Source organism: Neisseria zoodegmatis (genome assembly GCF_900187305.1).
Classification (GTDB): Bacteria; Pseudomonadota; Gammaproteobacteria; order Burkholderiales; family Neisseriaceae; genus Neisseria; species Neisseria zoodegmatis.
Map to the genome: position 1 here is coordinate 2,022,491 of NZ_LT906434.1, position 18,532 is coordinate 2,041,022.

General features: G+C 50.1%; 20 protein-coding genes. 7 read left to right on the top strand and 13 right to left on the bottom strand.

Annotated elements, in window-relative coordinates; genetic code table 11:
• Nucleotides 1-160: 160 nt before the first annotated feature.
• The gene (gene aroA / locus CKV66_RS09485; RefSeq protein ID WP_085363639.1) at nt 161-1,453 is read left to right on the top strand and encodes a 3-phosphoshikimate 1-carboxyvinyltransferase; all 1,293 of its coding nucleotides are present in this window, start codon (nt 161-163) and stop codon (nt 1,451-1,453) included.
• 142 nt (nt 1,454-1,595) lie between these two features.
• Nucleotides 1,596-2,363, top strand: a complete 768-nt coding sequence (locus tag CKV66_RS09490; RefSeq protein ID WP_085359867.1) for an endonuclease/exonuclease/phosphatase family protein — start codon at nt 1,596-1,598, stop codon at nt 2,361-2,363.
• Here CKV66_RS09490 and CKV66_RS12655 read toward each other — a convergent pair.
• The 4 genes from CKV66_RS12655 to plsY form a co-directional block, all read right to left on the bottom strand.
• Nucleotides 2,350-2,526 carry a lipoprotein signal peptidase gene (locus CKV66_RS12655; RefSeq protein WP_085363640.1) on the bottom strand — a complete coding sequence of 59 codons (177 nt, stop codon included), beginning with the start codon at nt 2,524-2,526 and terminating at the stop codon, nt 2,350-2,352. The genes CKV66_RS09490 and CKV66_RS12655 overlap by 14 nt on opposite strands.
• Nucleotides 2,527-2,596: 70 nt before the next feature.
• A complete protein-coding gene (greA, locus tag CKV66_RS09500) occupies nt 2,597-3,073 on the bottom strand; it encodes a transcription elongation factor GreA (protein ID WP_085363641.1) in 477 nt (158 codons plus the stop codon).
• 232 nt (nt 3,074-3,305) lie between these two features.
• Entirely contained in the window at nt 3,306-4,802 is a 1,497-nt protein-coding gene (locus CKV66_RS09505; protein WP_085363642.1) for a patatin-like phospholipase family protein, read from the bottom strand.
• Between the two features lie 50 nt (nt 4,803-4,852).
• On the bottom strand, nt 4,853-5,476 hold the full coding sequence (gene plsY, locus CKV66_RS09510) for a glycerol-3-phosphate 1-O-acyltransferase PlsY (RefSeq protein ID WP_085363643.1): 624 nt from the start codon (nt 5,474-5,476) through the stop codon (nt 4,853-4,855).
• A gap of 61 nt (nt 5,477-5,537) precedes the next feature.
• Here plsY and folB point away from each other — a divergent pair, with 61 nt between their 5' ends.
• From folB to CKV66_RS09525, 3 genes are all read left to right on the top strand, one after another.
• Nucleotides 5,538-5,891: a dihydroneopterin aldolase gene (folB, locus tag CKV66_RS09515; protein WP_085363644.1), complete on the top strand. Its 354-nt coding sequence runs from the start codon at nt 5,538-5,540 to the stop codon at nt 5,889-5,891.
• A gap of 81 nt (nt 5,892-5,972) precedes the next feature.
• Nucleotides 5,973-6,599, top strand: a complete 627-nt coding sequence (locus CKV66_RS09520) for a flavin prenyltransferase UbiX (protein WP_085363645.1) — start codon at nt 5,973-5,975, stop codon at nt 6,597-6,599.
• 279 nt (nt 6,600-6,878) lie between these two features.
• Nucleotides 6,879-7,382, top strand: coding sequence for a hypothetical protein (locus tag CKV66_RS09525; protein WP_085363646.1), 504 nt, complete (start codon nt 6,879-6,881; stop codon nt 7,380-7,382).
• 183 nt (nt 7,383-7,565) lie between these two features.
• Here CKV66_RS09525 and CKV66_RS09530 read toward each other — a convergent pair whose 3' ends face one another.
• The 7 genes from CKV66_RS09530 to CKV66_RS09565 all read right to left on the bottom strand — a co-directional run bounded on the left by CKV66_RS09530 (nt 7,566) and on the right by CKV66_RS09565 (nt 15,488).
• Nucleotides 7,566-9,281: a flotillin family protein gene (locus tag CKV66_RS09530; RefSeq protein WP_085363647.1), complete on the bottom strand. Its 1,716-nt coding sequence runs from the start codon at nt 9,279-9,281 to the stop codon at nt 7,566-7,568.
• A 126-nt stretch (nt 9,282-9,407) separates the two neighbouring features.
• Nucleotides 9,408-10,076 carry a YqiJ family protein gene (locus CKV66_RS09535; protein WP_085363648.1) on the bottom strand — a complete coding sequence of 223 codons (669 nt, stop codon included), beginning with the start codon at nt 10,074-10,076 and terminating at the stop codon, nt 9,408-9,410.
• Between the two features lie 244 nt (nt 10,077-10,320).
• Nucleotides 10,321-11,304, bottom strand: a complete 984-nt coding sequence (locus tag CKV66_RS09540; protein ID WP_085363649.1) for a tetratricopeptide repeat protein — start codon at nt 11,302-11,304, stop codon at nt 10,321-10,323.
• Between the two features lie 24 nt (nt 11,305-11,328).
• Nucleotides 11,329-11,997 (bottom strand): PspA/IM30 family protein, encoded by a 669-nt coding sequence (locus CKV66_RS09545; protein ID WP_085363650.1) that lies wholly within the window; start codon nt 11,995-11,997, stop codon nt 11,329-11,331.
• A 52-nt stretch (nt 11,998-12,049) separates the two neighbouring features.
• A complete protein-coding gene (locus tag CKV66_RS09550) occupies nt 12,050-12,559 on the bottom strand; it encodes a hypothetical protein (RefSeq protein WP_085363651.1) in 510 nt (169 codons plus the stop codon).
• A 244-nt stretch (nt 12,560-12,803) separates the two neighbouring features.
• Nucleotides 12,804-14,804, bottom strand: coding sequence for an ATP-dependent zinc metalloprotease FtsH (gene ftsH / locus CKV66_RS09560; protein WP_085363673.1), 2,001 nt, complete (start codon nt 14,802-14,804; stop codon nt 12,804-12,806).
• Between the two features lie 63 nt (nt 14,805-14,867).
• The gene (locus tag CKV66_RS09565; RefSeq protein WP_085363653.1) at nt 14,868-15,488 is read right to left on the bottom strand and encodes an RlmE family RNA methyltransferase; all 621 of its coding nucleotides are present in this window, start codon (nt 15,486-15,488) and stop codon (nt 14,868-14,870) included.
• A gap of 105 nt (nt 15,489-15,593) precedes the next feature.
• Here CKV66_RS09565 and yhbY point away from each other — a divergent pair, with 105 nt between their 5' ends.
• Nucleotides 15,594-15,875, top strand: a complete 282-nt coding sequence (gene yhbY, locus CKV66_RS09570) for a ribosome assembly RNA-binding protein YhbY (protein WP_085363654.1) — start codon at nt 15,594-15,596, stop codon at nt 15,873-15,875.
• Between the two features lie 91 nt (nt 15,876-15,966).
• Here the strand turns inward: yhbY and CKV66_RS09575 are convergent, their stop codons facing one another.
• Entirely contained in the window at nt 15,967-16,461 is a 495-nt protein-coding gene (locus CKV66_RS09575) for a DUF4440 domain-containing protein (RefSeq protein WP_085363655.1), read from the bottom strand.
• Nucleotides 16,462-16,809: 348 nt separating this feature from the next.
• The gene (locus CKV66_RS09580) at nt 16,810-17,358 is read right to left on the bottom strand and encodes a DUF1287 domain-containing protein (protein ID WP_231990548.1); all 549 of its coding nucleotides are present in this window, start codon (nt 17,356-17,358) and stop codon (nt 16,810-16,812) included.
• 191 nt (nt 17,359-17,549) lie between these two features.
• On the opposite strand from CKV66_RS09580, the gene pip reads away from it, so the two are divergent.
• Nucleotides 17,550-18,485 (top strand): prolyl aminopeptidase, encoded by a 936-nt coding sequence (gene pip / locus CKV66_RS09585; protein ID WP_085363657.1) that lies wholly within the window; start codon nt 17,550-17,552, stop codon nt 18,483-18,485.
• Nucleotides 18,486-18,532: the final 47 nt, after the last annotated feature.

An 18,532-nucleotide genomic window follows, 5' to 3' on the forward strand; every position in this document is an offset into this window, starting at 1 on the left:
GGAGGCCGTCTGAAATATTTTAAACAGGCGTTTCGGTGCGCTTACCGAATCCGAACACTTCAAAAAAAGCCGCATCAGCCCTTCCCGCCCGTTTTCCAAGCCGCACGATTACAGGCATAATACCGCTTCATCTTTTTTATCGTTCACGGAAAGAAAAACAATGACCGAATCCGTCCGCCTGCCCGCCGCCACACTCAAGCCCTCCACCGTCGCCCTGCCCGGCTCGAAAAGCATCAGCAACCGCACGCTGCTCTTGGCGGCATTGTCGGATAATGTGTGCGAAATCCATTCTTTATTAAAATCCGACGACACCGACCGCATGCTCGAAGCCTTGGAAAAACTCGGTGTCGAACTGGAGTTTATCTCGGAAGGCCGTCTGAAAGTGCACGGCACGGGCGGGCGTTTTCCCAACCGTGAGGCGGATTTGTTTCTCGGCAACGCAGGCACGGCGTTCCGCCCGCTTACCGCAGCCTTAGCGGTGCTGGGCGGCAACTACCACCTGCACGGCGTGCCGCGCATGCACGAACGCCCCATCGGCGATTTGGTCGATGCCCTGCGCACAGCCGGTGCCGATGTGCAATACCTCGGCAACGAACACTATCCGCCGCTGCGTATCCGCGAACGCACCGACAACGGCGTGCGCGTGATTCCGATTAAAGGCAACGTATCGAGCCAATTTTTGACCGCGCTCTTGATGGCGCTGCCACTGACCGGCCAAGCGTTTGAAATCGAAATGGTCGGCGAGCTGATTTCCAAACCCTATATCGACATCACGCTGAAACTGATGGCGCAATTCGGTGTTCACGTCGAAAACCAAAACTACCGCGTGTTCAAGCTGCCTGCCGGCGCGCGTTACCATGCACCGGAAAATCTGCATGTGGAAGGCGACGCTTCGAGTGCGTCTTATTTTCTCGCCGCCGGCCTGCTTTCCGGCCAACCCGTGCGCGTTACCGGCATCGGCACCCACAGCATTCAGGGCGATGTGGCATTTGCGCGCGAGTTGGAAAAAATCGGTGCCGATGTAACATGGGGCAACCATTTCATCGAAGTCTCCCGCCCTGCCAACCGCCCTATCCAAGCCTTTGATTTGGATGCAAACCACATTCCCGATGCCGCCATGACCTTAGCCGTCGTCGCCCTTGCCGCCGGTGCACCGTGCACTCTGCGCAACATCGGCAGCTGGCGCGTGAAAGAAACCGACCGCATTGCGGCAATGGCGGCGGAACTGCGCAAAGTCGGCGCGACCGTTACCGAAGAGCCGGAAGCCATCCACGTCATTCCGCCCGCCGCACTCACGCCCGATGCGCAAATCGACACCTACGACGACCACCGCATGGCCATGTGCTTCTCTCTCGTTTCCCTGCTCGGCGTGCCCGTGGTCATCAACGACCCCAAATGCACCCACAAAACCTTTCCCACCTATTTTAAAGTGTTTGCTTCGTTGCAAAAATAAACCGACACCGATAAATGCGGCCGTCTGAAACAATGGTTTCCAGACGGCCTTTTTACAAAGCTATGCTTATGTAAAATATGAATTTTCAAGCGGCCTATTGATATATAATCAAAAATACACAATAACAAATACCGAGCACATTATGACCCCCGTACCCGTTACCATTACCTCTTACAACATGCACAAAGGCATGTCGGCACTCAACCGCAAAGTGCAGGTAGGCAACATGGCCGAAGCCTTGCAAAAGCTGAATTCAGACATTTTATTTTTACAAGAAGTGCAAGGCGAACACCAAATCCGCCGTTCCAAACTGCCCGACTTCCCGCACCGCCCGCATTACGACATTCTCAGCGAGCACCTGTCGTTCAACAGCAGCTACGGCAAAAACGCCGTTTACCCCGAACGGCACCACGGCAATGCGATTCTCAGCCACATGCCCATCGACACCCGCCACAATCTCAATATCACGGTCAACAAACTCGAGCAGCGCGGCGTGCTGCATTGCGAAATTCAGCCCGAATATTGGGAACACCCGCTCGTGTGCCTGTGCGCCCATCTCAACCTGCGCGAACCCGACCGCATGAAACAGTATCAGGCGATTTTCGAATACGTTTCCCAGCAGGTTGACCCGCACAGCCCGCTGATTATCGCCGGCGACTTCAACGACTGGCGTTCCAAGTCTGCCGCCGCACTCGGCAAAGCCTTAAACCTCGAAGAAGTATTTGTAGATGCCAACGGCAAACGCCCCAAAACTTTCCCCTCGCGCATGCCCGTATTGAGCCTCGACCGCATCTACACCCGCAACCTCGAAGTGCTCGATTCGCAAATCCACAAAGAAAAACAATGGCAGCTGCTCTCCGACCACCTGCCCTTGAGCGTGAAAGTGCTGCCGCGCATCAAACAGCCCTAATCGGTTTGCTGCATAAACAAACAGGCTGAGACCTTTGCAAAACCCTCAGATGTGGATGCAGTTCAAGGCGTAGCAGCGCAGCGAGTGCAGACATATCATACAGATAGGCAAGCGAGCTAGCAGCGCACAACGCAGAAATGCGCCGCAGATGGGGGTTTTGCAAAGGTAACAGGCCGTCTGAAAAAGATTTTTCAGACGGCCTATACCGTTTTAAAGCAGTCAAACAACCTAGATTAAATATACTCTACCGCAACAATATCGTACTCGCGCATACCGCCCGGAGCCTGAACTTCGGCCACATCGCCTTCTACTTTGCCGATAAGCGCACGGGCAATGGGTGAGCCGACAAAAATTTTATTGTTTTTGATGTCCGCTTCGTCTTCGCCCACAATTTGATAACGCACCTGCTCTTCGGTATCCAAGTCTTCCAGCGTTACCGTCGCACCAAATACCACCTTGCCTTCTGCATGAATTTCGGCGGGATTGATGATGTGTGCCATCGACAATTTATGCTCTACTTCCGCAATGCGGCCTTCGATAAAACCTTGACGCTCTTTGGCCGCTTCGTATTCGGCATTCTCCGACAAATCACCGTGCGAACGCGCCTCGGCAATCGCTTCGATCACTTGCGGGCGGGCAACGCTTTTGAGCTGTTGTAATTCTTCTTTCAATAATTCTGCACCGCGTGCGGTTAACGGAATTTTCTGCATGAAACTTTTCTCCAGTCGGTAACGGCTGATACGCCGTCAGAATAATAGGCAAATAAAAATACAAGCCGCCTGAAACCGGCGGCTTGTTTTTAAGAAGTTGTATGGGACGGGATTGTATCAAAAACATCTGCTTAGGCAAAGCTTTCCGGCCATTTCCCTGAAAATATGTTGCAATAGGGGAAATGCAGTCAAACTGAATACAAACGCCTCCGCATATCTTCAAACATCAAAATTACGGTGCGCGCAGCGACTCAAGATCATACCCTGCCGGCACCTCCGACTGCGGTAACTGCGGCCCTTCGCCGACAAACCAAACGGGCTTGTTGAGCACCGGTTCCTTTCCCACAACAGGCTCTACCGACAAATCCGCCAACAGCCGTTTGTATTCGGTCGATTGCTGCAACAAAGCACGGGCGGCGGATTTCAAATCATTGATATCGTTCGGCGGCAGATAAAAGGTTGTGGGAATGTTCAACACGTTTTTACGCAACTGCGACTCGGGCAATTCGCGCAGGTTGAGGCTCACAAAATACATGCCGGTTTGGTTGCGGTTGCGCCCCGTGCGGGTGCTTTCGTTCCATTGGTCGGCAAATGCGCGGAAGCGGCGCAGAGATTCTTGCGAATATTTGTCTATCGGAATGTCGATAATCGCGCTCACCACATCCGCCAAACCGGGGACAGCCGCCGATTGGTCGATGCTGCTGCTGATTTTGTTTTGCGCGTTCACATTGATAATCACAATGCGGCGGATGCGCTCGTCGGCCAATTGCCGCTGCAACATGCTGCTGGAGCGGGCATCGGCTACATCGAGCAAGCCGCGCAGGCCGAGATTGTCGGTCAGGCCGCCGTCAAGCAGATGAATGTAGGGGCGTTTGGTGCTGTCGTTGTATTGCAGATAGCTTTGTACAAATTCGCGCTGGGTTTGGCGTTGCAAACCTTTGCTGCTCTCGGCCGCTGCTTTCCGCACTTCTTCAGGCACGGCATAGCCGCACTTGCCGCCGTTGTTGTTCAGCGTAATCGGACTAAACACCAAAGGCACGGCACTGGAAGCCGCCACCGCCCGTGCAATCCGCAGTTGCGACAAATCCAAACACATCATATCGAAATATTCCTGCGTGAAATCCAAGCGGCTGCCAGCCGCCATATCGGTCGCAGAAATCACGACAAACGGGCCTTTTCTGTTTCTATCCAAATCACCGAAAGTTGCATCGCGAAACAGCGTGTTTTCAAACTGCTCCTGCAACAAATCGCCCCTGCCGTATTCCGGTGAAGTCAACCGCGGCACATTAGCCAGCGAAAACAGCTGTTTGGTAAATTGGCGTTGAAAATTCTGCTTTAAAAACCGACGCTCGAAAGCAGGCACGGTTTCGGCTCCGTGCATCGAAAAATAAGCCGCCAATACCGAGCCGCCCGATACGCCGTACACCATATCCACATTGTCCAGCAGGCTTTTCTGCTTGCCGCCGATATTGACCTGCTGCTTTTTCAGCTCTTCCAGCACGCCGTAGCCCAAAGCCGCCGCACGCGTACCGCCGCCCGAAAAAATCAGCACCACAAACGTATCGTCTTCCGCACGCCGGTTCAAGGCTTTCTCCAAGCGGTAGCCTTTGTTGACATCAATCTGATCAATGGTTTGCAAAGGCCGGTATTGCACCAAAGCACAAGAAGACAATAAACAAGCTAGAGATATGGCCGCACATTTTTTCAGGCCGTCTGAAAAATTCCACATCACATCATTCCTTCAAGCCAAATCAAAAAAGCAGCCGAAGCTGCTTTCCGTTATTGTTCAGAATCGGATTTTTCTACTTTTTCTCCGATTTTTCCTTCTTTACCGCTCATCAAGTTTTGGATATTGCTCTTATGGCGGTACAGCACCAGCAAGGCAATCGCCACGGTTGACCAAACCCACGAATCATAGGGCATGAAGAAGAAAGCCAAAATCGGGCTGAGTACGGTAGCAACCAAAGCCGCCAGCGACGACACTTTAAATCCGAACGCCATCACCAGCCAAATCAGCGCACACACCAGCGCAGTCGGCCACGACAAAGCCAGCAGCACGCCTAAAGCCGTAGCCACACCCTTGCCGCCCTTAAAGCGGAAAAACAGCGGCCACATATGCCCCACTAATGCCGCCACGCCTACCAGCGCAATGGTTGCATTATCCAAGGCCAACGGTTCTTGCAGATAACGCGCCAGCAGCACGGCTGCCAGACCTTTGAGCGCGTCGCCCAGCAGTGTCAGCGCTGCGGCTTTCTTTTTACCGCTGCGCAAAACATTGGTTGCTCCGGGGTTACCCGAGCCGTAAGTGCGCGGATCATCCATGCCGTAAAATTTGGATACAATCACGGCAAACGACAGCGAACCTATCAGATAGCCGGAAGTAATCATCAAGAAATTGAACATTGCAAAAACTTTTGTTTTAGAATGGAGCCGTGATTTTAACGTGAAAACGGCGTAACACAAAATGGATAAAATCTTTTTACACGGCATGAAAGCCGAAACCCTGATCGGGCTTTATGATTGGGAACGCAAGCAAAAGCAGACTTTGGTACTTGACTTGGTTATCGGCGTCCCTGAAAAATCGGCGGCCGACGACAACATCAACGATACCGTCCATTATGCCGACGTATGCGAAGCGGTGCGCAGCAGCTTGAAAAACCAACAATTTTTACTGCTCGAGGCCTTAGCCGAACACGTTGCCGGACTGATATTGTCCGATTTCGGTGCCGTTTGGGTGCGCGTTCGCATTGTTAAACCGGGCATTCTGCCTGACGTGCGGGAAGTCGGCGTGGAAATCGAACGCAGCAGGGAAATCTAAAGCCTTTTTAAACCGATTACCTCTTGCTGTTCCTTTTAACACACAGGCCGTCTGAAAATAACATTCTCCGCTTCACACATCATGAATACACCCCAACATCCGATAAACACCGTTACCCTCGCCTTTACCGGCGCATCGGGCATGCCCTACGGCATCCGCCTGCTCGAATGCCTGCTGCAAAGCGGCAAAACCGTGTGGCTTTTATATTCGCAAGCCGCGCAAATTGTTGCCCGCCAAGAAATGAACCTCACTCTGCCCGCGTCGCCTTCCGAATGCCAAGCGTTTTTGTGTGAACGGTATCAAGTATCGCCCGCCCAACTGCGCGTATTCGGCAAAGACGAATGGTTCGCCCCGTCCGCGTCGGGTACCAACCCTGCCGATGTCATGATCGTCTGCCCGGCCAGCATGGGCGTGGTGGCCGCAATCGCACATGGAACCTCCGATCATCTGATCGAACGTGCCGCAGACGTTTGCATCAAAGAACGCCGGCCACTGATTATCGTTCCACGGGAAACACCGCTTTCTGCCCTGCACTTGGAAAACCTGCTCAAACTTTCGCAGCTCGGTGTCGTTATCCTGCCGCCGTCGCCGGGTTTTTATCACCACCCCAGTACATTAAACGATCTGATTGATTTCGTGGTTGCACGCATTCTCGACCAGCTGCGCATTCCCCACCGCTTAATGAACAAATGGGGAGAAGAAAATTAAATCCAACTATTTCAAAAAGATAAAAAACAAAAGAGCAAAAAAACCAAATAAACGTTGACAATTTTCAACGCCCTGATTTACATTGACCGCTATGAACACATTAAACATTCGCCCCTTTGCTTATTATTACTGGTACCACACAAACGTGCGGTACTCTTTTGCGCTTGTCTGAAACACAGATAAACCAAGCAAACGCGAAACAGAAGCCGCCCGATTTTTCAGGCGGCCTTTTTATTGTGTTGCCGCCTGTAGCACCCGACACCACAGGAGCAGATAATCATGAAAACCGCCACTTTACCGATTGAAACCGAAACCGCCGTTTTGCAAAGCGTACATTTGATTGTGAACGGCAATATCCACCGCCCCGACTTGTGCACCCCGGCAGCCATACCAACCGGCGGCATCCAAATCAGTGAAGCACTTTTGCCGCAAATCCGCACCGTAGCCACGCTGATTGCCGCCATGCGACACGATTTCACCGGCCGCAGTCCCGATGTTTTCACCGAAGAGGCCGATTGGTTTGCCGCCCGTATTATCGTATTGGGTGTAAAACGTTTCCATCTCGACATCACCTTGCTGCCCATGTTGAAGCTCGCCAACCAGCGTGCACGCGCTTTCGCCGCTTCCCGCCACTTACCTTTCATTCCCGCAGAAATCCGCATGAGCCTGCATGCAGGCCGCCCTGTTAATCTCTTGATTGCTGAAACCGAACTCGATATTGCAAACTGCGGCAATATGGTTGCCAACAGCATGGCGTTGAAAAAACAACTTGTGAATTTTTAAAGTCGGCACCTTTTGCTTGATTATTTGCTTATCTGTTTGTGTGTAATCCAAGCCTGCGCTGAAAGTCGGTTAAAGCGCAGGCACAAAAACTATATAAAAATGCGCACAACTATCTTGGAGCGCCCTATACATCAGGCCGTCTGAAAACTTTTTCAGACGGCCTGAATGCTTTGCTTAGCGTATTTATTGAGGTTTATGCGTTATATTTTTATCCAACACCTGAGTAAGGCCGTTGATATCGCCCCCGTTCAAACCCAATTCTTTCATCAGATTATCAACCAAAGGCGCTTGGCTGCGGTAGCGTAACGCACTGTTTACCAATTGATCAGAAAGGCTTGCTTGTGCATTTTGGCCGTCTGAAACTTCCGCTCCGGCAGAGCTGGTGCCGAATCCGCCCAAACCGTTCACTTGCAGAATCTTAATGTCGTCGATATTTTCCATCGGGCGCACGGATTCGCGGATGATATCGGGCAGGTGTTTCAGCAAGGCCAAGCGCACTTGCATTTCTACCTGTTCCACACTCAATACATTGGCGGCTTCGTTCACAGCACGCGTACCTTCCGCATCCACTTTATATTGCTGCTCTTGCGCTTGAGCCAGCAGCATTTTGGCATCCGCCTCACCTTTGGCTTGCAGACGTTGTTTCTCGGCTTCCGCTTCGGCGGCAATACGCACGGCTTCCGCTCGGTCTTGCGCGGCCTGTTTCTCTGCATCTGCAGCAACCGTTAATGCGATGGCATCTTTCTGCGCTGCTTCTTGCGCCGCAATCAATTCAACGGCTTTGGCACGCTCGGCGCGCTCGGTTTCGCGCACGGTAATCACGCTTTCTTCTTCGCGTACGGCAGCGGCACGGGCTTTATCGGCTTCAGCTTTGGCTTCGGATTCGGCACGGGATTTTTCTGCTACGGCAATGGCGCGGTCTTGCTCTGCCAACTCAATCGCTTTGCGGCGTTCCACTTCAGCCTGCTCGATAGCCTGTGCTTTGCGGATGTCTTCGTTTTTAATGTCGCGCTCGGCGCTGATGCGTTTCAAATCGACTTCGCGGGCAGCGGCAATTTGGGCTTCTTCGGCTTCACGTTTTTTCTGCGCTTCCTGTTCGGCGATGCTGGCTTCTTGCTCGGCACGGCGCACGGCGATTTCGCGTTCTTGCTCAAGTTTCGCGTATTCTTCTTCACGCAAGATGTTCAGGCGGGTGCGTTCTGCTTCGAGATTTTTGGTTTTGATGGCCAAATCGGTATCTTGCTCGATGTCGTTACGTTTTTTACGGCGCACTTCGATGGTTTCGGTCAAGCGGGTCAAACCTTCGGCGTCAAACGCGTTTTGCGGATTGAAAAACTCGAAACTCGTTTGGTCTAAGCCGGTCAGCGATACGGTTTCCAACTCCAAACCGTTTTTAAATAAATCTTCGGAAACAACCTGCTGCACTTTCTGAACGAAATCCACGCGCTTTTCATGCAGCTCTTCCATGGCCATTTCCGCTGCAACGGCACGCAAGGCGTCAACAAATTTACCTTCAACCAATTCTTTCAACTGCTCGGGCGACATGGTTTTCATACCCAATGTTTGGGCGGCGGTGGCGATGCTTTCGGCGCTGGGTTTCACGCGCACATAAAACTCGGCCATGACGTCGACACGCATACGGTCGCGCGTAATCAAAGCCTGCTCGGCGGCACGGCGGACTTCCAAACGCAGGGTATTCATGTTAACCGGAATGATTTCATGCAATACCGGCAACACCATCGCACCGCCGTTCATAATTACTTTTTCGCCGCCGAAACCGGTGCGGACAAACGAAACTTCTTTGCTCGCTCTGCGGTAAAGGCGGGTAAGAATCAGGCCGAGGATAATCAGTGCGACCAGAATAATACCGGCGATGCTGGCAATCGTAATCAAACCCATAGTGTTTTTCCTTTTTGATGTTTTATCTATAAAAAATGATTGAATGAAACTACCGAAATTTTGTTAAGCACTACCGCTTCTGCTTAAATCGAACTGCATTTATTTAAAGTGAGCATATGTTTTGCTTTAATCGACCAAACTTCCGCTCGGGTTGGCTATGACCTTGAATACCGTGCCTTCTACAGACACCAGCAACACCGCTTCTCCCTGTCTCAAAATCAGGCCGTCTGAATCGGGTTCTGCCATCACATAATGCTGCTGGCCGTGGCCGTCTTTCACCCTTACCTGCGCAGGGCTGCCCTGCTTTGCCTCTCCCAGCACAACCACGCCCACTCTTCCTACCAAGCTGCTTTGCTCGATAGCTGTGGTTTCGTCTTTGGGCATGACTTTATACAAACCTGCCGCAACCATACGCACGACCGGCAAGCTGAGAAACCATACTCCTGCCGCAGCCAACCAGCCGTTAAGATAAAACCCGGCAATGCTGTTGAAGGCCGTCTGAAACAAATAGCCCAGCGTACCGAATACGGCGAGAAACACCACCATCAGCATCAGCAGCGGCACTTTACCCACATACAGCCAGCTTAAAAAACGGATAAACAAACCCGGGTCTACCACGTCCAAACCCACTTCGGCGTGAGCAGTTTCAGTCAAACTATCGGGCAACAAATTGTCTATCCAATCATTTACGCCACCCATCAACAGCGAAACGATTTCGGCCACGCCGAGCAACAGCATCAGCATAATCGCAATACCGAAAATTTCAGTCTGCGGTGCGTTAATCAGATTCCACATTTTGTTTCCTTCTTGGTATTCAGACGGCCTCAAATTTTACTGAGACCCGAGAGGCCGTCTGAAAAAGCTGTGTCAAATGCTTCGTTGATGGTTATCTAGCCGTGTTCGTTTTGGTTCGTTTGAATGACAGACATACCTTTTACCCATCAACTCACGCTGCAACGGCTACCTTTGAAAACAGCAAATTATGCCATTAAACTACAAAAAACACTAATAAAACATAATGTAAACAAAAAATCTTATGTTACTTTTCGTTAGCGGAAGCCAAAGCGGTTTCGGCCATCATGTGCTTAACCATTGCCGCATCATCCCATTCAGTCCACTCTTGCAGATATTCTTCGGCATATTTCTGGTCGCTGCTGCTCAAATTGCTCCACATACGGCGTTCTGCCCATTTTATTTTCAGACGGCCCCACCAAGACAAATCGCTGCTGATGCTTTGGTTTGCCCTTACCAACAGGGCATAAGCGATTGCCGGATCGTAATATTGTTGGCTGCACCTGCGCAGGGAAAAGCAATCAGACAAAGCAACCAGCGCATGTTTATGCCCGTTTATCGCTGCCTTGCCCAACCAATACAGCCCTTTCGCAGCATCTTTGGCTTCGCTGTGTCCATGCAAATACATTTTCGCCAAAGCAAACTCGTCGTTTAATGCACTTTCTTCCTTCTTCTTTTGAAGCAAGTCCATCGTTTCCGCATCAATCGGGCGAGACGCCTCAATACTGCACATACTGAGGTTCTCCAACACCTTATCGTCTAAGCTGTTTTTGGCGGCACGCTCAATCCACATACACCCAAGCTGCTCGTCTTTACCGACACCGCGACCTTCCATATAAGCAACGCCGAGATTATTTTGCGCCTTCCAGTGCCCGGCTTCTGCCGCTTTTTCCAGCCACGACACGGCTTCTTTCCAGTCGCCCGAATGCATATAAGCTCTAGCCTGCGCATACCATTGTTCCGCCTCCCTTTGCGGCATAACTTCAACAGAAGGCAGAGCTTCCGGCTTGGGTAAATCAGCGGCAATTTGAACTTCCCGTGTCGACACCGTTTTTTCAGACGGCCTCTTCTTATTTAAAGAAGGTTCAACATGCGCTATTGCTTCGTGTTGAGTGCTTTCAGTATCTTGTTGATCAACAATCAATCCAATCACACTCAACACAAGCAAAAACAAAGCCAACGCCAACCATTTTTTGTTTATCTTCGGCGCTTGATAAGGATTCTGCTGCATTCCCCAACATTACAGCTGTTCGGTTTATTTTTGCCGGGCTTTCAATACAGCCAGCCGCTCTGCAATGCGGTTTTGGCGACTTAAATCTTCAAGTTCTTTCAGCTTTGCCAATTGCGCAGCATCCGTACTGCTGTGTACGGCATTTTGGCGGTTCATAATGCGGTCAAAAGCATTGCTGCTTTTTTCAGCATCACGGGCAACTCGGTTTAAATCACTCCCGCCTGCATTTGGTGAGCTTGAAGCAATGCTCTGCTGTGCCGCACGCCATTCCTGCAATTGCTGCTGCATTTCACGTTTTTTGGCTTGCAATGCGGCGATAAAACCTTCCAATTCCTTTTCTTGCGCCGCACAATCGGCTATGGTGTTTTCCAACACAGGCAAGCGGGCTTCAATATCCATTTGTTCGGCAATCCCAGCCTCGGCCAAATCATCACGTCCGGCATCCACCGCCGCTTGCAGGCTGGCACTCAAAGCTTCATGGCGGTTGCTTTCATCTGCCATTTTCTTCGCCGCCAAATGTTTTTGAGCCAATACTTTACCCAACTCTGCACGTACTTCATCTACGACACGTTCAATTTCACGGATGCTTTCATTCATCACCGCTTCCGGCGCTAAATTTTCTGCCGCGTCAACAATAGCGTGGAAACCACCGCTTACCAAGCGCCCTACTCTGCGTGCTAACGTTTCACTCATCTCAATTCCTTTCCGGTATGGATAACAAAACACAAAACCGCTACTGCCGTTTTCAGACGGCCTCATCTTCATAGCGCTGCCACACAATCCGTGCCAGCTTTAAAGTATTTTCCAACTCAGCCAAAACCGCATCATCATAAGCTGCGCCCCTGCCCGTGACCGCAAGCTGCAAAATGCTGTCTGCCAAGCGCACTACACGCCGCATAATTTCCTGCTCATATTTTTTCAAGCTATCCAAATCTGCTTCTTCCGGCAGATCCGATGCCAGAGTGGCGCTCAAATCCGGCAACAATTCAAACACCCTTGCCAAAATAGGCGAATGCACTCCCAACTGCTTTTCCGCATGCAGCACTTCATGCTTGGCCGTCTGAAAAAACTGCTCGGCCTGATTCAATGCCGCACCGTAATCCTGCTGTTGCGCATTCATCAAACGCGCCTGCTTCAATATTTCACGGATTTTCTCAGAAGGCGTATTCGCTCCCTCCAAATTCAAACCGGCAATAAAATCAGCATCTTCCTGAGAAATTCTGACACTAAGAGGAATTCTGTTGCTTGCGTTCATATTCAATTAAAAATTTTTGTATTCATTTGAATACAAATATACAAAAATAAAAACGCTTTGGCAAGCGCTAAATAAAATTCCATAACAATATTTTTATGAACTACATCCAATCGAAAAATCCCCATGCTTTTGTCGGCATGATTTACTTGATTTAAATACCAAACATTGCGGCTTTTAGCTTGTTTCTGATATGCAAGAAAAAAGCACATAAAAAATAGCAGCCCGAAGGCTGCTATTGGGAAAATTAAAGTTTATTTTCATTTTGCGGCTGATCGGCTTCCGGTTGTTCTTGCGAAGGAGCTTGTTGCGCTTCAACTTCCGCAGAAGCAGGAACTTCTTTTACCGAAGATTCTTCCTGAGCATCCAAAGCATTATCCACCACAATCAACTCTTCTTCTTTGCGCACATTATGGCTGTAATCTTTAGGCGGACTAGGTTGCTTGCCTTCCATGATTTCAAGCACTTGGTCGCGGTCGATGGTTTCCCATTCCATCAATGCTTTGCACATGGTTTCCATCTTATCGCGGTTTTCGTCCAAGATTTTATAAGCCACGGCATATTGCTCATCCAAAATACGGCGCACTTCGGCATCTACTTCCTGCTGGGTTTTTTCGGAAATGTGCTGCGAACGGGTAATAGAACGGCCTAAGAATACTTCGCCTTCGTTCTCGGCATAAACCATCGCACCCATTTTATCGCTCATACCGAAACGCGTTACCATCTCACGGGCAATTTGGGTTGCACGTTCAAAGTCGTTGGAAGCGCCGGTGGAAATGCGGCCTACAAAAATGTCTTCCGCAATCCGACCACCGTACAAAATGGAAATTTGGCTCAACATTTGGTCTTTATACATGCTGATACGGTCACGTTCAGGAAGCTGCCAAGTCAAACCCAAAGCACGACCGCGCGGCATGATGGTTACTTTGTGAACCGGATCGGTAAAGTCCAAACTTTCAGCCACAATAGCATGACCAGCTTCATGATAGGCAGTCGCACGTTTTTCATCTTCGTGCATCACCATCGAGCGGCGCTCGGGCCCCATATAGATTTTGTCTTTGGCATCTTCAAAGTCGCTTTGATCGACCTTGATTTTATTGCGACGACCGGCAAACAAAGCTGCTTCATTAACCAAGTTGGCCAAATCGGCACCTGAGAAGCCCGGCGTACCGCGCGCCAAAGAAACCAAATCTACCGATTCGTCCAAAGGCACTTTTTTCGCATGTACTTTCAAAATCTGCTCGCGACCACGGATATCGGGCAGGGGCACTACCACTTGGCGGTCGAAACGTCCCGGGCGTTGCAATGCCGGATCAAGCACATCAGGGCGGTTGGTAGCCGCAATCACAATTACAGTTTGATTGCTTTCGAAACCATCCATTTCAACCAGCAATTGGTTCAAGGTTTGTTCACGCTCGTCGTTACCGCCGCCCAAACCTGCTCCACGTTGGCGGCCTACGGCATCAATTTCATCGATAAAGATGATACAAGGGGCATTTTTCTTGGCCTGCTCAAACATATCGCGGACACGGCTGGCACCTACGCCGACAAACATTTCTACGAAGTCGGAACCTGAAATGCTGAAAAACGGCACTTGTGCTTCACCGGCAATGGCTTTGGCCAACAAGGTTTTACCGGTACCGGGACTGCCTGCCAACAAGATACCGCGCGGCACACGACCACCCAAACTTTGATAGCGGTTGGGTGCTCTCAAATAGTCCACAATCTCTTGAACTTCTTCTTTGGCTTCGTCGCAACCCGCTACATCGGCGAAAGTGACTTTATTGGTATCTTTATCCAGCAATTTGGCACGGCTTTTGCCGAATGAAAAAGCCCCGCCTTTGCCACCGCCGCCGGATTGCATCCGCATGAAATAAAACCATGCACCGATCAGCAGCATCACCGGCAACAAGCTGAAAAACAGGCTGGTCAGCATACTCGGTTTTTCTTCGGGAATGACTTTTACACGCACTTGCTTGTCCAGCAGCGTTTTAACCAGGTTGTCATCCAAAGGTGCATTGGTAAAGAAACGGGATTTGTCGGTACGTTCACCTTTAATCAAATAACCGCTCAAGCCCGAGCCTTCAATATTGACATTGGCTACTTCGCCTTTATTGACTTGCTCGATAAATTGCGAGTATTCGATTTGCTGTTTGCTTTCCTGTTTGTCGTTAAGGGCATTGAAAGCGGCCATTAAGGCAACACCTAACACCAGCCAAACTAAAACATTCTTAAAAATATTCCCCACTGAAACAGGCTCCATACAAGGGTAAAAGACAAAAACGGATTTTAAATCAGGCTATCTGCATTGTCAGCGTTTATTTTTGCCCAATAAATAAATCTCACTGGAACGATTGCGCGAAGCTTGCGGTTTGCGTGTTTGCACGGAGGCAAATACTTCGCGCATGGCCGCCATATATTCTTGGTAACCGGCGCCCTGAAATACTTTCACTAAAAAATTTCCGCCCGGTTTCAAATGGTTGGCGGCAAAATCCAAAGCCAGTTCACATAAATAATAGCTGCGTGCCTGATCTGTTACTGCATTTCCCGACATATTGGGTGCCATATCTGAAATTACAAGGTCTAAAGGGCGCTTGTTCAGCAAGGCTTCAAACTCGGCCAGCACGCTGTCTTCTCTAAAATCACCTTGAATAAAAGAGACGCCCTCAATAGCATCCATCGGCAAGATATCGAGGGCGAACACCTGCCCTTTTTCGCCAACCAGCCCCGCGGCAACTTGCGACCAGCTTCCCGGCGCGCTGCCTAAATCGGCCAACACCGTACCCGGACGGATTAATTTGTCTTTTTCATTGATTTCCAAAAGCTTATAAGCTGCTCTTGCCCGATAGCCGTCTTTTTGCGCCATATGGACATAATGGTCGTTTACATGCTCGTTGAGCCATGCTTTGGAAGATTTTGAGCGGACAGACATAACAGATCACTGCAAATAAAGAGCGCTATTGTACGTTATTTTCCCCTTAACCATGCAGTTTCGCGTAAAATACTGCGTTTATATTGTTTTAAGAATTTCAAGAAAATGACCGACAAATTAACCACGCGCGAGATTTTAGAGCTTAAAGCGCGCGCCCATCATTTGAATCCTGTTGTAATGATAGGACAACACGGCCTAACCGATTCTGTGATTAAAGAAACCGACGCGGCGCTGACTGCACACGAGTTAATCAAAGTGCGCGTTTTGGGTGACGACCGTGCAGAGCGGATTGAAATATGCGAAGCTTTGTGCCAAGCGGTAGATGCGCAGCTGGTGCAACACATCGGCAAGCTTTTGGTTTTGTGGCGTAAGAAACCGGAAGCCTAAGCTCGACCGCCTTACCTAAGACTTACCTAAACTAGAAAGGCCGTCTGAAATTTTCAGACGGCCTTTCGATTTAAACATTATCTACAAACGATTAATGTTTGCTTTTGCCCGGTTTTTCAGGCATCAGCGAAGAGTGGTGGGAAGAAATCAGCCACGCGTTGCCGTCCCAACCGTAAGTGAATGTATAACGGCCTGAATGTTTGGTACCGTCTGCATAAGTAAATGTGTACAAACCATTATCCATCGCCAAGTTACATCCGATCTGGATATGGCTCATGTCAATCGAGCCTACGGGTTTGTGCGATAAGAAATGAGTGAAGTAATCTTCTTTCTCTTCCGGCGTTAAACGTGGTTTGTTGGAAACCGTCGGCAACAGGATTGAACCGGGCGCATAGTTAGCCACCACTTGCTTGGGGTCACCTGTTTTCAGCGAGTTGTTCCACCGGTCAAACAATGCCGCTATTTCCTGCTTGCTCACGGCTTTGCAGCTTACCGTATCGGTTGAAGGCAATTTGCCTTTGCCGCTACCTGCACATGCAGCCAATACTGAAGACATAGCCAGAACGGCCAACAGACTCATTTTCATATTGGTTTCTCCTTTTCTTTTCACGATTTTAACGAGGTTGGTCGGGAAGCAATTGGAAGCAGAATAGCATCAATACTCCTTTGCTGGAATATGCTTGCCCCTTATTTGATTTACAATAAACAATCTTTTTAAATAACTATCGAAAATTAAATAAAAGGTTTTGATTTTTATAAAAAACATAAAAACAAAACAGATATTAACAATCATATGAAATAAATTCAGCTGTAAATCAGTAAGAGGCCGTCTGAAAATGATTTTCAGACGGCCTCTTCGGCTTTTAAATTAACTTATCCCTCACACCGGATTCATGCTTCATCTACAAGCATGCTAAAAATCCCGTAACACTACTTATCTGGGCAAGCGGTAATGCCCTGTAATTTTGTAGCGGTAAAGAATATCCTCTTCTCTCGTGCCGCGGCCGATGTTGTGGATAATCAGCGGGGTGCCGCGTATACTTCTGTCAGACACAATACCGATGTGCGTTAAGCCTTTGCCTAAGTCCCAAGTTACCACATCGCCCGCCTGATAAGCGCCGGCACGGACGCGGTAGCCTTTGCGGTCAAAATAAGTGGCGATATTCGGCACGCGGCGGTGGTCGATGTTGCGGTCGGTTGCGGTCAGCCCCCATTTTTTCGGATATACGGAAAAGTTTTTCGACATATCCTCATGAATCATCTGCTGCAAATCCCATCCCTGCTTGCGCAAAGCACGGATTACCACATCCGTACACACGCCTTTATGCAGCGGCACATCGCCCATCGGATAGTTGAGCCGCGTGTAGGCGGGATCGTAAGATACTGTTCTACCGATTTGCCAACGTGCATCCTGCACCAATTTCTGCGGCGACAGCGCCCAAGCAGGCAATGTATGGAAACCGACTGCCAAAGCAGCAAACATAGCGGGGCTGAAAAATTTCATGTGACACTCCAAATCTTCACAAAACCCGCATATCATAATCAAGCTTTATGTATTCAGACGGCATCACAAAGTTAAGTTGTATAAATATTGCCCTACCGCGGTAACTGTTTCAGGCCGTCTGAAAATCGTTACCCACCCACCGAACGATTCAGCCAAACAAGGAGCATCTTATGTACCCGATTCAAGAGCCTTATAAAAGCGGCCTGTTGAAAGTATCCGCCATCCATCAAATCTATTGGGAAGAATCCGGCAATCCGCACGGCATTCCGGTGATTTTTCTGCACGGCGGGCCGGGGGCGGGCGCGTCGCCGAAAGCGCGCGGCTTTTTCAACCCCGACAAATACCGCGTGGTGATTATCGACCAGCGCGGCTGCGGGCGTTCGCTGCCGTATGCCGAAACCGATGAAAACACCACTTGGGATTTGGTGGCCGACATCGAAAAAGTGCGCGAAATGCTCGGCATACACAGTTGGCTGGTATTCGGCGGCTCTTGGGGCAGCACGCTTTCGCTGGCTTACGCGCAAACCCATCCGAACCGTGTGCGCGGCTTGATTTTGCGCGGCATATTCTTGGGGCGGCAGAGTGAAATCGACTGGCTGAACGAGCAAGGCGGCGCGGAACACATTTATCCCCAACAGTGGCAGCATTACCTCGCCCCCGTGGTCGAAGAAAAGCGCGGCGCAATCGTGCAGGCTTATCATGAAATGCTGTTCGGCCAAGACCGCGAACAGGCTTTGCGGGCGGCGAAAGCATGGGCGGAATGGGAAAGCTGGCTGGTGCAGTTCGACCCGAAACCGGTAGAAGAAGATGCGGAACAGGCGTTGGCGATTTCACGCATCGAAAACCATTATTTCGTCAACGGCTGCTGGCTGGAAAACGAAAAAGCGTTGCTGGCGAATATAGACAAAATCCGCCATATCCCCACCGTAATCGTGCAGGGGCGTTACGATATCTGCACACCGATGCAGAGCGCGTGGGAGCTGAAGCAGGCGTTTCCCGAGGCCGATTTGCGGATTGTGCAGGGCGGCCATGCCTCGTTTGAAGGCGAAGTGGCCAAAGGTTTGGTGCGGGCGGCGGACGAGTTTGCCGACAAATTGGCCGTCTGAAAAGAGCGGCCGTGTTTTTCAGACGGCCTCAAACCGCAGGCTTTCAG

Coding starts and splice junctions, on each gene's coding strand:
- pip (WP_085363657.1), top strand. CDS start 17,550: ATGTACCCGATTCAAGAGCCTTATAAAAGCGGCCTGTTGAAAGTATCC.
- CKV66_RS09550 (WP_085363651.1), bottom strand. CDS start 12,559: ATGAACGCAAGCAACAGAATTCCTCTTAGTGTCAGAATTTCTCAGGAA.
- CKV66_RS09530 (WP_085363647.1), bottom strand. CDS start 9,281: ATGGGTTTGATTACGATTGCCAGCATCGCCGGTATTATTCTGGTCGCA.
- CKV66_RS09520 (WP_085363645.1), top strand. CDS start 5,973: ATGAATACACCCCAACATCCGATAAACACCGTTACCCTCGCCTTTACC.
- yhbY (WP_085363654.1), top strand. CDS start 15,594: ATGACCGACAAATTAACCACGCGCGAGATTTTAGAGCTTAAAGCGCGC.
- CKV66_RS09540 (WP_085363649.1), bottom strand. CDS start 11,304: ATGCAGCAGAATCCTTATCAAGCGCCGAAGATAAACAAAAAATGGTTG.
- CKV66_RS09525 (WP_085363646.1), top strand. CDS start 6,879: ATGAAAACCGCCACTTTACCGATTGAAACCGAAACCGCCGTTTTGCAA.
- CKV66_RS09575 (WP_085363655.1), bottom strand. CDS start 16,461: ATGAAAATGAGTCTGTTGGCCGTTCTGGCTATGTCTTCAGTATTGGCT.
- CKV66_RS09545 (WP_085363650.1), bottom strand. CDS start 11,997: ATGAGTGAAACGTTAGCACGCAGAGTAGGGCGCTTGGTAAGCGGTGGT.
- aroA (WP_085363639.1), top strand. CDS start 161: ATGACCGAATCCGTCCGCCTGCCCGCCGCCACACTCAAGCCCTCCACC.
- CKV66_RS09490 (WP_085359867.1), top strand. CDS start 1,596: ATGACCCCCGTACCCGTTACCATTACCTCTTACAACATGCACAAAGGC.
- CKV66_RS09535 (WP_085363648.1), bottom strand. CDS start 10,076: ATGTGGAATCTGATTAACGCACCGCAGACTGAAATTTTCGGTATTGCG.
- CKV66_RS09580 (WP_231990548.1), bottom strand. CDS start 17,358: ATGTTTGCTGCTTTGGCAGTCGGTTTCCATACATTGCCTGCTTGGGCG.
- folB (WP_085363644.1), top strand. CDS start 5,538: ATGGATAAAATCTTTTTACACGGCATGAAAGCCGAAACCCTGATCGGG.
- plsY (WP_085363643.1), bottom strand. CDS start 5,476: ATGTTCAATTTCTTGATGATTACTTCCGGCTATCTGATAGGTTCGCTG.
- greA (WP_085363641.1), bottom strand. CDS start 3,073: ATGCAGAAAATTCCGTTAACCGCACGCGGTGCAGAATTATTGAAAGAA.
- CKV66_RS09505 (WP_085363642.1), bottom strand. CDS start 4,802: ATGTGGAATTTTTCAGACGGCCTGAAAAAATGTGCGGCCATATCTCTA.
- CKV66_RS09565 (WP_085363653.1), bottom strand. CDS start 15,488: ATGTCTGTCCGCTCAAAATCTTCCAAAGCATGGCTCAACGAGCATGTA.